We start from the raw sequence: 13,417 nt of genomic DNA, 5'->3' as shown, positions 1-13,417 counted from the left end.
TCAGTACGCCTTGCTTTCATATTCCAGTTGTCGGGGCGTCAACTATTCGTTAAAGTCACGCCCCTTCTTCACTGGCATGGGGATTTTTACGGTGTTTATTGGTTTTGACTACGGTACGGCAAACTGTTCAGTGGCCGTTATGCGTGATGGGCAGCCCCACCTGCTCAAAATGGAAAATAACAGCACGCTGCTACCCTCAATGCTGTGCGCACCAACGCGCGAAGCGGTTAGCGAGTGGCTGTATCGCCATCACGACGTTCCAACCACGGACGATGAAACACAGGCGCTGCTTCGCCGTGCGATGCGCTACAATCGCGAAGAGGACATCGACGTTAACGCCAACAGCGTGCAGTTCGGTCTGACATCGCTGGGTCAGTATATTGAAGACCCGGAAGAGGTGTACTTCGTTAAATCGCCAAAATCATTTTTGGGTGCCAGCGGTCTGAAGCCGCAGCAAGTTGCGCTGTTTGAAGATCTGGTCTGTGCAATGATGCTGCACATTCGCAACCAGGCGCAAAGCCAATTGCCGGAAGCTATCACTCAGGCCGTAATTGGTCGCCCCATCAACTTCCAGGGATTAGGTGGCGATGACGCCAACATCCAGGCGCAGGGGATTCTTGAACGTGCGGCCAAACGTGCCGGTTTTCAGGATGTCGTCTTCCAGTACGAGCCGGTAGCAGCGGGGCTGGATTACGAAGCCACACTGCAGGATGAGAAACGCGTGCTGGTGGTAGATATTGGCGGGGGTACGACCGACTGTTCACTGCTGCTGATGGGGCCGCAATGGCATCAGCGCGCCGATCGCGAAAACAGCCTGCTGGGACACAGTGGCTGCCGTGTAGGCGGGAACGATCTGGATATCGCGCTGGCGTTTAAACACCTGATGCCGCTGCTAGGTATGGGCGGTGAGACTGAAAAAGGGATCGCCTTACCGATTCTCCCCTGGTGGAACGCGGTCGCGATCAACGATGTTCCCGCGCAAAGTGATTTCTACAGCAGCGCCAACGGTCGTTTACTGAACGATCTTGTCCGCGACGCGAAAGAAGCCGATAAAGTAGCCTTGCTGCTCAAAGTCTGGCGCGAGCGTCTGAGCTATCGCCTGGTGCGCAGCGCAGAAGAGAGCAAGATCGCGCTTTCCGACCAGACCATTGTAACGGCGGCGATACCGTTTATCAGCGACACGCTGGCAACCGATATTAGTCAACATGGATTGGAGGCCGCGCTCAATCAGCCCCTGGCGCGCATTCTGGAGCAGGTCCAACTGGCGCTGGACAACGCGCAGGAAAAACCGGACGTGATTTATCTGACCGGCGGCAGCGCGCGTTCACCGCTGATTAAAAAAGCCCTCGCCCAGCAGCTTCCTGGGATCCCTATCGCGGGTGGCGATGACTTCGGTTCTGTCACCGCCGGTCTGGCCCGCTGGGCTGACGTTGTTTTCCGCTAAGCGGCTCGCAAGCTGAAAGGTGTGCGTATTGACATCACCGTTGCTGTGGCTTATTTTCAGGAGTGAGGGTTAGGGAAGGTTTCCCCTCCCCCTGGTGTCTTAGTAAGCCGGTAAGCTAATGACTAAGAGTATCACCAGTATGATGACGTACTTCATCATAACCCTTTCCTTATTTTGGCCCCTTCCTCGGGAGGGGCTTTCCCGTTCCAGCGTCCCGCTGAAATCTCTGGCTTACCTCCTTTTGCCTTGACCGCACTCTAACGCGCAATGACGCATTCGCTATTTTCGCCGCAAATTGTTGCGTAACGCCTCGCAAAGCCGCGTCAGCATTCAGACGAATCCCGACAGTGTTTCATAATTCCTCCATTTTTCTCCCTTGTTCGCTGGCTAAACTAGTATCATTCCGCGAATCGTTTCAGGATGAGAAACTCATAACAATGAAAGGCAGTAATAAATCCCGCTGGGTGATAGCAATCGTGATCGTCGTGGCCGCCGTCGCCGCCATCTGGTTCTGGCAAAGCCGCAGCGCTTCCCAGGAAACCGCACCGGGCGCTACCAAACCAGCGCAGCACACGCCTGGGTCGGCACGCCGTGGAATGCGCTCCGGACCGTTGGCTCCCGTGCAGGCTGCCACCGCCACCGAGGAAGCCGTTCCACGTTACCTGACAGGGCTGGGTACCATTACTGCCGCCAATACCGCCACGGTACGTAGCCGGGTGGACGGTCAGCTCATTGCCTTACACTTTGAGGAAGGACAACAGGTAAAAGCCGGCGACCTGCTGGCAGAGATAGATCCCAGCCAGTTCAAAGTCGCTCTGGCTCAGGCGCAGGGACAACTGGCAAAAGATAAAGCCACGCTGGCGAATGCCCGTCGCGATCTTGCCCGCTATCAACAGTTGGTTAAAACCAATCTGGTCTCCCGCCAGGAGCTGGATGCCCAGCAGGCGCTGGTCAATGAGACGTTAGGCACAATCAAAGCGGATGAAGCCAGTGTCGCCAGCGCTCAGTTGCAGCTCGACTGGAGTCGGATAACCGCACCTGTCGATGGTCGTGTCGGCCTGAAGCAGGTCGATGTCGGTAACCAAATTTCCAGCGGCGATACCACTGGGATCGTCGTCATTACGCAAACTCATCCCATCGACCTGATATTTACTTTGCCTGAAAACGACATTGCTACCGTGTTGCAGGCACAAAAATCGGGGATCCAGGTGAAGGTCGAAGCCTGGGACCGAACCAATTCACAAAAACTGAGTGAAGGCGTCCTGCTCAGTCTCGACAATCAGATTGATGCCACTACAGGAACCATCAAAGTTAAAGCCCGTTTTAACAATCAGGATGATGCGTTATTCCCTAACCAGTTCGTCAACGCCCGCATGCTGGTCGACACACAGCAAAATGCCGTTGTGATCCCAACAGCAGCCCTGCAGATGGGCAACGAAGGGCACTTTGTCTGGGTACTGAATAGCGACAACAAAGTGAGTAAGCATCTGGTTAAACCGGGTATTCAGGACAGCCAAAAAGTGGTGATCGCCGCTGGGTTGTCCGCAGGCGATCGGGTCGTGACTGACGGTATTGACCGTCTGACGGAAGGCGCAAAAGTCGAAGTCGTTGAGGCGCACGACGCCTCTGTTTCCGATGAGAAAACAGCGCCACGCGGATACGGCAAAAAAGGAGCCAACTCCTGATGCAGGTGTTACCTCCGGACAACACAGGCGGACCATCGCGCCTGTTCATTCTGCGCCCCGTCGCCACTACGCTGCTGATGGTCGCGATTTTGCTTGCCGGTATTATCGGTTATCGCTTCCTGCCAATCGCCGCCTTACCTGAAGTGGATTACCCCACGATTCAGGTCGTTACGCTCTACCCTGGCGCCAGCCCGGACGTCATGACCTCGGCGGTAACCGCGCCGCTTGAACGTCAGTTTGGCCAGATGTCTGGCTTAAAACAGATGTCATCACAAAGCTCCGGTGGCGCATCGGTCGTTACGTTACAGTTTCAACTGACGCTCCCGCTGGATGTTGCCGAGCAAGAAGTTCAGGCCGCGATTAACGCCGCCACCAATTTATTACCCAGCGATCTACCTAACCCTCCGGTCTACAGCAAGGTAAATCCGGCAGATCCGCCGATCATGACGCTGGCGGTCACTTCCAGCGCCATGCCGATGACGCAGGTGGAAGATATGGTCGAAACCCGCGTCGCGCAGAAAATCTCTCAGGTATCCGGCGTGGGTCTGGTAACACTTTCCGGTGGGCAACGTCCGGCGGTCCGCGTGAAACTTAACGCTCAGGCCATTGCCGCACTCGGTCTTACCAGCGAAACCATCCGTACGGCCATTACCGGTGCCAACGTCAATTCAGCAAAAGGGAGTCTTGATGGCCCAACGCGCGCCGTTACCCTTTCAGCTAACGACCAGATGCAGTCCGCAGATGAATATCGTCAGCTCATTATTGCCTATAAAAACGGTGCGCCGGTTCGTCTGGGCGATGTTGCTACCGTCGAACAAGGAGCAGAAAACAGCTGGCTGGGTGCATGGGCAAATAAGCAACAAGCTATAGTGATGAATGTGCAGCGCCAGCCTGGGGCGAACATCATCGCCACGGCAGACAGTATCCGCCAGATGCTGCCACAGCTCACCGAAAGCCTGCCCAAATCGGTTAAGGTCAGCGTACTTTCCGATCGCACCACCAATATTCGTGCCTCTGTTGCAGACACCCAGTTCGAGTTGATGCTGGCGATAGCGCTGGTGGTGATGATTATCTACCTGTTTCTGCGCAATGTTCCGGCGACGATTATTCCTGCAGTCGCCGTACCGTTGTCGTTAATCGGCACCTTCGCGGTGATGGTATTTCTTGATTTCTCCATCAACAACCTGACCTTAATGGCGCTAACCATCGCGACAGGCTTTGTTGTGGATGACGCTATCGTGGTTATCGAGAATATTTCACGCTATATCGAAAAAGGCGAAAAACCGCTGACTGCTGCCCTGAAGGGCGCAGGCGAGATTGGTTTTACCATCATCTCTCTGACGTTTTCATTGATTGCGGTATTGATCCCACTGCTATTCATGGGCGATATCGTCGGGCGCTTGTTCCGTGAATTCGCCGTTACGCTGGCGGTGGCGATTCTGATTTCTGCCGTTGTCTCGCTCACTCTTACGCCGATGATGTGCGCGCGTATGCTGAATCAGGCCTCATTGCGTAAGCAAAATCGCTTCTCCCGCGCCTCAGAGCGAATGTTTGATCGCGTCATCGCCGGGTACGGTCATTGGCTGGCAAAAGTACTTAACCACCCGTGGCTGACGCTGAGCGTAGCGCTCGGCACGCTGGCATTGAGCGTCATGCTATGGGTTTTCATCCCCAAAGGTTTCTTCCCAATCCAGGACAACGGCATTATCCAGGGTACGCTACAGGCACCGCAGTCCAGCTCATTCGCCAGCATGGCCGAGCGCCAGCGTCAGGTTTCAGATGTCATCCTTAAAGATCCGGCGGTAGAGAGCCTGACCGCTTTTGTCGGCGTGGATGGTACTAATCCGGCATTGAACAGTGCGCGTTTGCAAATCAACCTTAAACCACTGGATGAACGTGACGATCGGGTGCAGAAAGTGATTGCGCGCTTACAGGACGCGGTTGACAGGGTTCCCGGAGTTGACCTTTATCTTCAGCCTACTCAGGATCTGACGATTGATACTCAGGTGAGCCGGACGCAATATCAATTCACGCTGCAAGCGACATCCCTTGATGCCCTCAGCACCTGGGTGCCACAGCTGATAGCAAAACTAAATCAGCTACCGCAACTGTCCGACGTCAGCAGCGACTGGCAGGACAAAGGGCTGGTAGCGTATGTGAACGTCAATCGCGACAGCGCCAGCCGTTTGGGCATCAGCATGTCAGATGTCGACAACGCCCTGTACAACGCCTTCGGCCAGCGTTTGATTTCGACTATTTACACCCAGGCAAATCAATATCGCGTGGTGTTAGAACATAACACCAACAATACGCCGGGGCTTGCGGCACTGGATACAATACGTCTGACCAGTAGCGACGGTGGCATAGTACCGCTCAGCGCGATCGCCAGTATTGAACAGCGTTTTGCCCCGCTGTCGATTAACCACCTCGATCAGTTCCCGGTCACCACCATCTCGTTCAACGTGCCAGACGAACATTCGCTGGGTGATGCGGTACAGGCGATTCTGGACGCCGAAAAAACGCTTAACCTGCCCGCAAATATTACGACCCAGTTCCAGGGTAGCACGCTCGCCTTCCAGGCCGCGCTGGGAAATACCATCTGGTTGATTGTGGCTGCGGTTGTCGCGATGTATATCGTCCTCGGCGTGCTGTATGAGAGCTTTATTCACCCAATTACTATTCTCTCCACGCTGCCGACGGCGGGCGTCGGGGCACTGCTGGCGTTAATGATTGCCGGCAGCGAACTGGACGTCATCGCGATTATTGGCATTATTTTGCTCATCGGTATCGTCAAGAAAAACGCCATCATGATGATCGACTTTGCCCTTGCCGCGGAGCGCGAACAAGGCATGGCGCCGCGCGATGCTATTTTCCAGGCCTGTCTGCTGCGTTTCCGCCCAATTCTGATGACTACGCTGGCGGCACTGCTCGGCGCGTTGCCGCTGATGTTAAGTACCGGCGTGGGCGCAGAGTTACGCCGTCCGTTAGGCATTGGCATGGTTGGTGGACTGCTTGTGAGTCAGGTATTAACCCTGTTTACCACCCCGGTAATTTATCTGCTGTTTGACCGTCTGTCGCTGTATGTGAAAAGCCGCTTCCCGCGTCAGGAAGAGGAAGCGTAAATGAAATTTTTCGCGCTTTTCATTCATCGGCCGGTGGCGACCATTCTCATTTCGGTGGCTATCACCCTATGCGGTATTCTGGGCTTTCGTCTGCTGCCGGTCGCTCCGCTGCCGCAGGTGGATTTTCCGGTGATAATGGTCAGCGCATCATTACCCGGAGCCTCCCCTGAAACGATGGCGTCTTCGGTCGCAACTCCGCTGGAGCGCTCGCTGGGCCGCATCGCGGGCGTAAACGAAATGACTTCGAGTAGTTCGCTTGGCAGTACGCGTATTATTCTCGAATTCAAATTCGACCGTGACATCAATGGCGCGGCGCGGGACGTTCAGGCCGCGATTAACGCCGCGCAAAGCCTGCTGCCCAGCGGGATGCCGAGCCGACCAACGTATCGCAAAGCTAACCCTTCCGATGCGCCAATCATGATCCTGACGCTGACGTCGGACACTTACTCGCAGGGTGAACTGTACGATTTCGCATCAACACAACTGGCGCAGACCATCGCGCAAATCGACGGTGTGGGCGACGTGGACGTTGGAGGCAGTTCTCTGCCTGCCGTGCGGGTAGGACTCAACCCGCAGGCGCTGTTTAACCAGGGCGTGTCACTGGACGACGTGCGTAGCGCGATCGACAATGCCAACGTGCGTAAGCCGCAGGGCGCTATCGAGAATGATACCCATCGCTGGCAGGTACAAACTAACGATGAGCTGAAAACCGCCGCCGAATATCAACCTATTATCATCCACTATAACAACGGCGCAGCGGTGCGACTGGGTGATGTTGCGTCTATAACCGATTCTGTACAGGACGTTCGTAACGCGGGGATGACCAACGCCAAACCGGCCATTCTGCTGATGATCCGCAAGCTGCCGGAAGCCAATATTATTCAGACGGTAGATAGCATTCGCGCCAAATTACCGGAGCTACAAACGCTGGTCCCGGCCGCCATCGATCTGCAAATCGCCCAGGACCGTTCACCGACCATTCGCGCTTCATTAGAGGAAGTTGAACAGACGCTGATTATCTCCGTGGCGCTGGTTATCCTGGTGGTCTTTGTTTTCCTGCGATCCGGGCGTGCGACTCTGATCCCCGCGGTAGCGGTTCCGGTCTCGCTGATCGGTACCTTTGCCGCCATGTATCTGTGCGGATTCAGCCTGAACAACCTGTCATTGATGGCGTTAACCATTGCCACGGGATTTGTCGTAGATGACGCCATCGTGGTGCTGGAAAATATTGCCCGCCACCTGGAAGCAGGAATGAAGCCACTCCAGGCGGCGTTACAGGGTACGCGCGAAGTGGGATTCACCGTGCTTTCCATGAGCCTGTCGCTGGTGGCGGTATTCCTGCCGCTGCTGTTAATGGGCGGATTGCCTGGACGCCTGCTGCGCGAATTTGCCGTCACGCTGTCGGTTGCCATCGGTATCTCGCTGCTGGTGTCGCTGACATTAACGCCAATGATGTGCGGCTGGATGCTTAAATCCAGCGCCCCGCGTGAACAGCCGCGTAAACGGGGATTTGGTCGCGTGCTGGTAGCGCTGCAGCAAAGCTACAGCACTTCACTTAAATGGGTACTGCGCCACACGCGACTGGTGGGCGTGGTATTACTCGGCACCATTGCGCTGAATATCTGGCTTTATGTTTCCATCCCCAAAACCTTCTTCCCGGAGCAGGATACGGGCGTATTGATGGGAGGGATCCAGGCTGACCAGAGCATCTCTTTCCAGGCGATGCGCGGTAAACTGCAGGATTTTATGAAGATCATCCGCGACGATCCGGCGGTGAACAATGTCACCGGCTTTACCGGTGGGTCACGGGTTAACAGCGGGATGATGTTTATTACCCTCAAGCCACGCGATGAGCGCCGTGAAACCGCTCAGCAGGTGATCGACCGCCTGCGCGTTGCGCTTTCAAAAGAACCAGGTGCGAATCTGTTTCTGATGGCGGTGCAGGACATCCGCGTTGGCGGACGCCAGGCCAACGCCAGCTATCAATACACATTGCTGTCCGACGATCTGGCGGCGCTGCGTGAGTGGGAACCGAAGATCCGTAAGGCGCTTGCCGCCCTGCCCCAACTGGCGGACGTCAACTCCGATCAGCAGGACAATGGCGCGGAGATGAATCTGATTTACGATCGCGACACCATGTCTCGTCTTGGGATCGACGTGGCAGCCGCCAACAGCCTGCTGAATAACGCCTTTGGTCAGCGACAAATTTCAACCATCTATCAGCCGATGAACCAGTACAAAGTGGTGATGGAGGTCGATCGACGTTACACCCAGGACATCAGCGCACTGGACAAAATGTTCGTCATCAACAATGACGGTAAAGCGATCCCGTTATCGTACTTTGCCAAATGGCAGCCAGCGAATGCCCCACTGTCGGTAAACCATCAGGGATTATCTGCCGCCTCAACCGTGTCGTTTAACCTGCCGACAGGTTCTTCACTGTCAGAAGCGACAGAGGCCATCAACAGAACCATGACCCAGCTCGGCGTCCCCTCCACGGTTCGTGGCAGCTTTGCCGGTACCGCCCAGGTATTTCAGGACACTATGAACTCGCAGGTGATCCTGATTATCGCCGCCATCGCCACCGTCTATATCGTGCTGGGTATGCTGTATGAAAGCTATGTACATCCGCTGACCATTCTCTCCACGCTACCTTCGGCAGGGGTCGGGGCTTTGCTGGCGCTGGAGCTGTTCAATGCCCCGTTCAGCCTAATCGCCCTGATAGGGATCATGCTATTAATTGGAATTGTGAAGAAAAACGCCATCATGATGGTCGATTTTGCGCTGGAAGCGCAGAGAAACGGTAAGCTGCAACCGGAAGAAGCTATTTTCCAGGCCTGCCTGTTGCGCTTTCGCCCAATCATGATGACCACGCTGGCGGCGTTATTTGGCGCACTGCCGTTAGTGTTATCCGCAGGGGATGGCTCTGAGCTGCGCCAGCCGTTGGGGATAACCATTGTCGGTGGGCTGGTCGTGAGCCAGCTCCTGACGCTGTACACCACGCCTGTGGTCTATCTCTTTTTCGACCGTCTGCGTCTGCGTTTTTCGCGTAAAAACAGCAAACCGGTAGCAGAGTTATGACAGAACTTCCCGACAGCACCCGCTGGCAACTTTGGATTGTGGCATTTGGTTTTTTTATGCAGTCGCTGGATACCACCATCGTTAATACCGCGCTTCCCTCGATGGCGGCAAGCCTCGGGGAAAGCCCGTTACACATGCATATGGTCATAGTGTCATATGTTTTAACCGTTGCCGTGATGCTGCCCGCCAGCGGATGGCTGGCGGACAAAGTTGGCGTGCGTAATATCTTCTTCACCGCCATTATCCTGTTTACGCTTGGCTCGCTGTTTTGCGCCGGGTCCAGCACGCTCAACGAGCTGGTGATGGCGCGCGTCTTACAAGGCGTTGGCGGTGCGATGATGGTGCCAGTCGGCAGGCTGACGGTGATGAAAATCGTCCCGCGTGAGCAATATATGGCGGCGATGACGTTTGTCACTTTACCCGGTCAAATCGGCCCGCTGCTGGGCCCAGCGTTAGGCGGAATTCTGGTTGAATACGCCTCCTGGCACTGGATCTTTTTGATTAACATTCCGGTAGGCATTGTCGGCGCGATAGCGACGTTAATGTTGATGCCCAACTACACCATGCAAACCCGACGCTTCGACCTCTCCGGATTCGCGATGCTGGCGGTCGGTATGGCGGTTCTGACGCTGGCGCTCGATGGCAGCAAAGGAACAGGTCTCTCCAGTATCACGCTGGCGGCGTTGGTCATCTGCGGGGTGCTGGCTATTGCGCTGTATCTGAAACACGCCCATCGAAATCCCCGCGCGCTGTTTAGCCTGAATCTGTTTCGCACATCGACCTTCTCGCTAGGTCTGTTCGGCAGTTTTGCCGGACGCATCGGCAGCGGTATGCTGCCGTTTATGACGCCGGTGTTTTTACAGATTGGCCTCGGTTTTTCACCGTTTCATGCCGGACTGATGATGATCCCGATGGTGCTGGGCAGTATGGGCATGAAGCGCATTGTGGTGCAGGTCGTTAACCGCTTTGGTTATCGTCGCGTACTGATTACCACCACGCTTGGCCTGTCGCTGGTCAGTCTGTTGCTAATGACCACGGCACTGCTGGGCTGGTATTACGCCTTGCCCTTCGTGCTGTTTTTACAGGGAATGGTCAACTCAACGCGCTTTTCATCCATGAATACCCTGACGTTAAAAGATCTGCCTGACGATCTCGCCAGCAGCGGCAACAGCTTGCTGTCGATGATCATGCAGCTGTCGATGAGTATCGGGGTGACCATCGCGGGTCTGCTGTTAGGCATGTTTGGCCAGCAACATATCGCCATCGACAGCGGTAGTACGCATAGCGTCTTTATGTATACCTGGCTGTGCATTGCATTCATTATTGCGCTGCCCGCCATTATTTTTGCCCGCGTGCCGAACGACACGCAAACCAATGCGGTGATTTCACGACGCAAAAGGAGCACCTGATGAAGTTCTGGCGGCCCGGTATCACCGGCAAACTGTTTCTGGCGATTTTCGCCACCTGCATTGTGTTGCTGATCAGCATGCACTGGGCCGTACGCATAAGCTTCGAACGCGGTTTTATCGACTATATTAAGCACGGTAACGAACAGCGGCTGCAAATGCTCAGCGACGCGTTAAGCGAGCAGTACGCGCAGCACGGCAACTGGCGATTCTTACGCAATAACGATCGTTTTGTTTTCCAGATCCTGCGCTCTTTTGAACACGACAACGACGATGATAAACCGGGTCCAGGCATGCCGCCACACGGCTGGCGTACACAGTTTTGGGTTGTCGATCAAAATGCCCACGTACTGGTCGGCCCGCGGGCTCCTGTCCCCCGCGACGGTATGCGCCATCCCATCCGCGTCAACGGTAGCGAAGTGGGTGCTGTGATTGCCTCTCCGGTGGAGCGTTTAACGCGTAATACCGATATCAATTTCGACATGCAGCAAAGACGTTCCAGCTGGCTTATTGTCGCGCTCTCCACGATCCTGGCAGCACTGGCAACGTTTACGCTGGCGCGCAGCCTGCTGGCCCCGGTTAAACGGTTGGTAGAAGGCACGCACAAACTGGCGGCGGGCGATTTCACCACTCGCGTTACGCCAACCAGTACGGATGAGCTAGGCAAGCTGGCTCAGGACTTCAACCAGCTCGCCAGTACGTTGGAAAAAAACCAGCAGATGCGTCGTGACTTTATGGCCGATATTTCTCACGAACTGCGCACGCCGTTGGCGGTGTTGCGCGGTGAACTGGAGGCCATTCAGGATGGTGTCCGCCAGTTCACGCCCGACTCCGTTGCCTCTTTGCAGGCTGAAGTGGGTACGCTCACCAAACTGGTTGACGACCTCCATCAGCTCTCCATGTCAGATGAAGGTGCGCTGGCCTATCAGAAATCATCGCTGGATCTTATCCCGCTGCTTGAGGTGGCAAGCGGCGCATTTCGTGAACGCTTTGCCAGTCGTGGACTAACGCTTCAACTCTCGCTCCCGGACAGCATGACGGTATTTGGCGACAGGGATCGTCTGATGCAGTTGTTCAACAATCTGCTGGAAAACAGTCTGCGTTATACCGACAGCGGTGGCGGGCTGCACATCAGCGCCGAACAACGCGAACGTATGGTGTTATTAACCTTCGCAGATTCCGCTCCCGGCGTAAGTGACGAGCAGTTACAGAAGCTGTTTGAACGATTTTATCGCACCGAAGGCTCGCGTAACCGCGCCAGCGGAGGTTCCGGACTGGGGCTGGCGATTTGCGTCAATATCGTACAAGCGCATAATGGTCTGATCCGCGCCGCCCATTCGCCTTTTGGTGGGGTTAGCATTACAGTAGAGTTACCGCTGGAACGCGATTTACAGAGAGATGTATGACTGAGTTACCCATTGATGAAAACACGCCGCGTATTCTGATCGTGGAAGACGAACCCAAGCTGGGGCAACTGCTCATCGACTACCTGCGGGCAGCGAGCTACGCTCCTACGCTCATCAGCCACGGCGACCTGGTTCTGCCTTACGTGCGCCAAACACCGCCCGATCTGATCTTGTTGGATCTGATGCTGCCCGGTACCGATGGTCTGACCCTGTGTCGGGAAATCCGCCGCTTCTCAGAAGTCCCCATCATGATGGTAACCGCTAAAATCGAAGAGATTGATCGCCTGCTGGGGCTGGAGATCGGTGCAGATGATTATATTTGTAAACCGTACAGCCCGCGCGAAGTCGTCGCGCGTGTTAAAACGATCCTGCGCCGATGCAAACCGCAGCGCGAACTACAACAAATGGATGCAGAAAGCCCGCTTATCGTCGATGAAGGCCGTTTTCAGGCCTCCTGGCGTGGGAAGATGCTCGATTTAACGCCCGCCGAATTCCGCTTACTTAAAACGTTGTCACATGAGCCGGGAAAAGTATTCTCCCGAGAACAATTACTTAACCATCTCTATGACGATTATCGCGTCGTTACCGACCGCACCATCGACAGCCATATTAAGAACCTGCGACGCAAGCTGGAGTCGCTGGATGCTGAGCAGTCGTTTATCCGCGCGGTCTATGGCGTGGGGTATCGCTGGGAAGCCGACGCCTGCCGAATTGCTTAAACACTTCTGCCCTTCAGGGCCCGCTGCTCCATGGGGCCCTGGTGACTAGCAACTCTCCAAATATCGCTCATACTCTTTCTGACAACACTGTCGTCAATAACTGTTTGATCTAAAACTTTTAATCAAGGAGTTCATATGGCTGGTTGGTTTGAATTAAGTAAAAGTAGCGATGATCAGTACCGCTTTGTTCTTAAAGCTGGGAACGGGGAAATAATCCTTACCAGCGAGCTTTACACTACCAAAGGCGCTGCGGAAAAAGGGATCGCATCTGTCCAGGCTAACAGCCCTCTGGATGAGCGTTATGAGAAAAAAACAGCGGCTAATGGAAAATTACATTTCAACCTGAAAGCTGCAAACCACCAGATTATTGGTAGCAGTCAACTGTATGCGAATGAACAGTCACGCGAGACCGGTATTACTTCGGTTAAGACCAATGGTGTCAGTCAGACGATAAAAGATAAGACCTGATAATTACTCGCTCAGCCGGGTAACGCAACGCTGTCGCCCGGCGTTTTTCTTTACCTGCCTTCCCTGCAGCGCTACAATGCCCGCCC

9 protein-coding genes are annotated in these 13,417 nt (G+C 55.0%); 8 read left to right on the top strand and 1 reads right to left on the bottom strand.

The genetic code is table 11. The features are described from left to right. Positions 1 to 91 precede the first annotated feature (91 nt). Complete coding sequence (gene yegD, locus OGV57_RS19245; RefSeq protein WP_003841770.1) at positions 92 to 1,444, top strand: molecular chaperone; 1,353 nt, start codon at positions 92 to 94, stop codon at positions 1,442 to 1,444. Between the two features lie 99 nt (positions 1,445 to 1,543). On the opposite strand, the gene OGV57_RS19240 is transcribed toward yegD, so the two are convergent. After that, entirely contained in the window at positions 1,544 to 1,603 is a 60-nt protein-coding gene (locus OGV57_RS19240) for a type I toxin-antitoxin system Ibs family toxin (RefSeq protein WP_106672390.1), read from the bottom strand. Positions 1,604 to 1,881: 278 nt separating this feature from the next. Between OGV57_RS19240 and OGV57_RS19235 the strand changes: the two genes are divergently transcribed. The 7 genes from OGV57_RS19235 to OGV57_RS19205 all read left to right on the top strand — a co-directional run bounded on the left by OGV57_RS19235 (position 1,882) and on the right by OGV57_RS19205 (position 13,331). Next, positions 1,882 to 3,129 carry an MdtA/MuxA family multidrug efflux RND transporter periplasmic adaptor subunit gene (locus tag OGV57_RS19235; RefSeq protein WP_054528566.1) on the top strand — a complete coding sequence of 416 codons (1,248 nt, stop codon included), beginning with the start codon at positions 1,882 to 1,884 and terminating at the stop codon, positions 3,127 to 3,129. Beyond that, positions 3,129 to 6,251, top strand: coding sequence for an MdtB/MuxB family multidrug efflux RND transporter permease subunit (locus OGV57_RS19230; RefSeq protein ID WP_003844339.1), 3,123 nt, complete (start codon positions 3,129 to 3,131; stop codon positions 6,249 to 6,251). The genes OGV57_RS19235 and OGV57_RS19230 overlap by 1 nt, the downstream gene beginning before the upstream one ends. Then, entirely contained in the window at positions 6,252 to 9,332 is a 3,081-nt protein-coding gene (gene mdtC / locus OGV57_RS19225; RefSeq protein ID WP_054528567.1) for a multidrug efflux RND transporter permease subunit MdtC, read from the top strand. Next, positions 9,329 to 10,741, top strand: a complete 1,413-nt coding sequence (locus tag OGV57_RS19220; protein WP_003036790.1) for an MFS transporter — start codon at positions 9,329 to 9,331, stop codon at positions 10,739 to 10,741. The genes mdtC and OGV57_RS19220 overlap by 4 nt, the downstream gene beginning before the upstream one ends. Further along, positions 10,741 to 12,144: an envelope stress sensor histidine kinase BaeS gene (gene baeS, locus OGV57_RS19215; RefSeq protein ID WP_003841761.1), complete on the top strand. Its 1,404-nt coding sequence runs from the start codon at positions 10,741 to 10,743 to the stop codon at positions 12,142 to 12,144. Before OGV57_RS19220 ends, baeS begins: the two co-directional genes overlap by 1 nt. Beyond that, positions 12,141 to 12,863 (top strand): envelope stress response regulator BaeR, encoded by a 723-nt coding sequence (gene baeR / locus OGV57_RS19210; protein WP_003036797.1) that lies wholly within the window; start codon positions 12,141 to 12,143, stop codon positions 12,861 to 12,863. The genes baeS and baeR overlap by 4 nt, the downstream gene beginning before the upstream one ends. A gap of 135 nt (positions 12,864 to 12,998) precedes the next feature. Then, complete coding sequence (locus OGV57_RS19205) at positions 12,999 to 13,331, top strand: YegP family protein (protein ID WP_003841759.1); 333 nt, start codon at positions 12,999 to 13,001, stop codon at positions 13,329 to 13,331. The last annotated feature ends 86 nt before the right edge of the window (positions 13,332 to 13,417 follow it).

Origin of the sequence: Citrobacter sp. Cf087 (assembly GCF_030334285.1) — a bacterium.
Lineage (GTDB): Bacteria > Pseudomonadota > Gammaproteobacteria > Enterobacterales > Enterobacteriaceae > Citrobacter > Citrobacter freundii.
The sequence above is the reverse complement of the archived record's forward strand: the minus strand, read 5'-3'. Positions and strand labels throughout refer to the sequence as shown.

Bases quoted from the DNA above. Each gene is read 5' to 3' on its own strand.
- baeR (WP_003036797.1), top strand. From the start codon at position 12,141: ATGACTGAGTTACCCATTGATGAAAACACGCCGCGTATTCTGATCGTG.
- baeS (WP_003841761.1), top strand. From the start codon at position 10,741: ATGAAGTTCTGGCGGCCCGGTATCACCGGCAAACTGTTTCTGGCGATT.
- OGV57_RS19235 (WP_054528566.1), top strand. From the start codon at position 1,882: ATGAAAGGCAGTAATAAATCCCGCTGGGTGATAGCAATCGTGATCGTC.
- OGV57_RS19220 (WP_003036790.1), top strand. From the start codon at position 9,329: ATGACAGAACTTCCCGACAGCACCCGCTGGCAACTTTGGATTGTGGCA.
- OGV57_RS19205 (WP_003841759.1), top strand. From the start codon at position 12,999: ATGGCTGGTTGGTTTGAATTAAGTAAAAGTAGCGATGATCAGTACCGC.
- OGV57_RS19230 (WP_003844339.1), top strand. From the start codon at position 3,129: ATGCAGGTGTTACCTCCGGACAACACAGGCGGACCATCGCGCCTGTTC.
- mdtC (WP_054528567.1), top strand. From the start codon at position 6,252: ATGAAATTTTTCGCGCTTTTCATTCATCGGCCGGTGGCGACCATTCTC.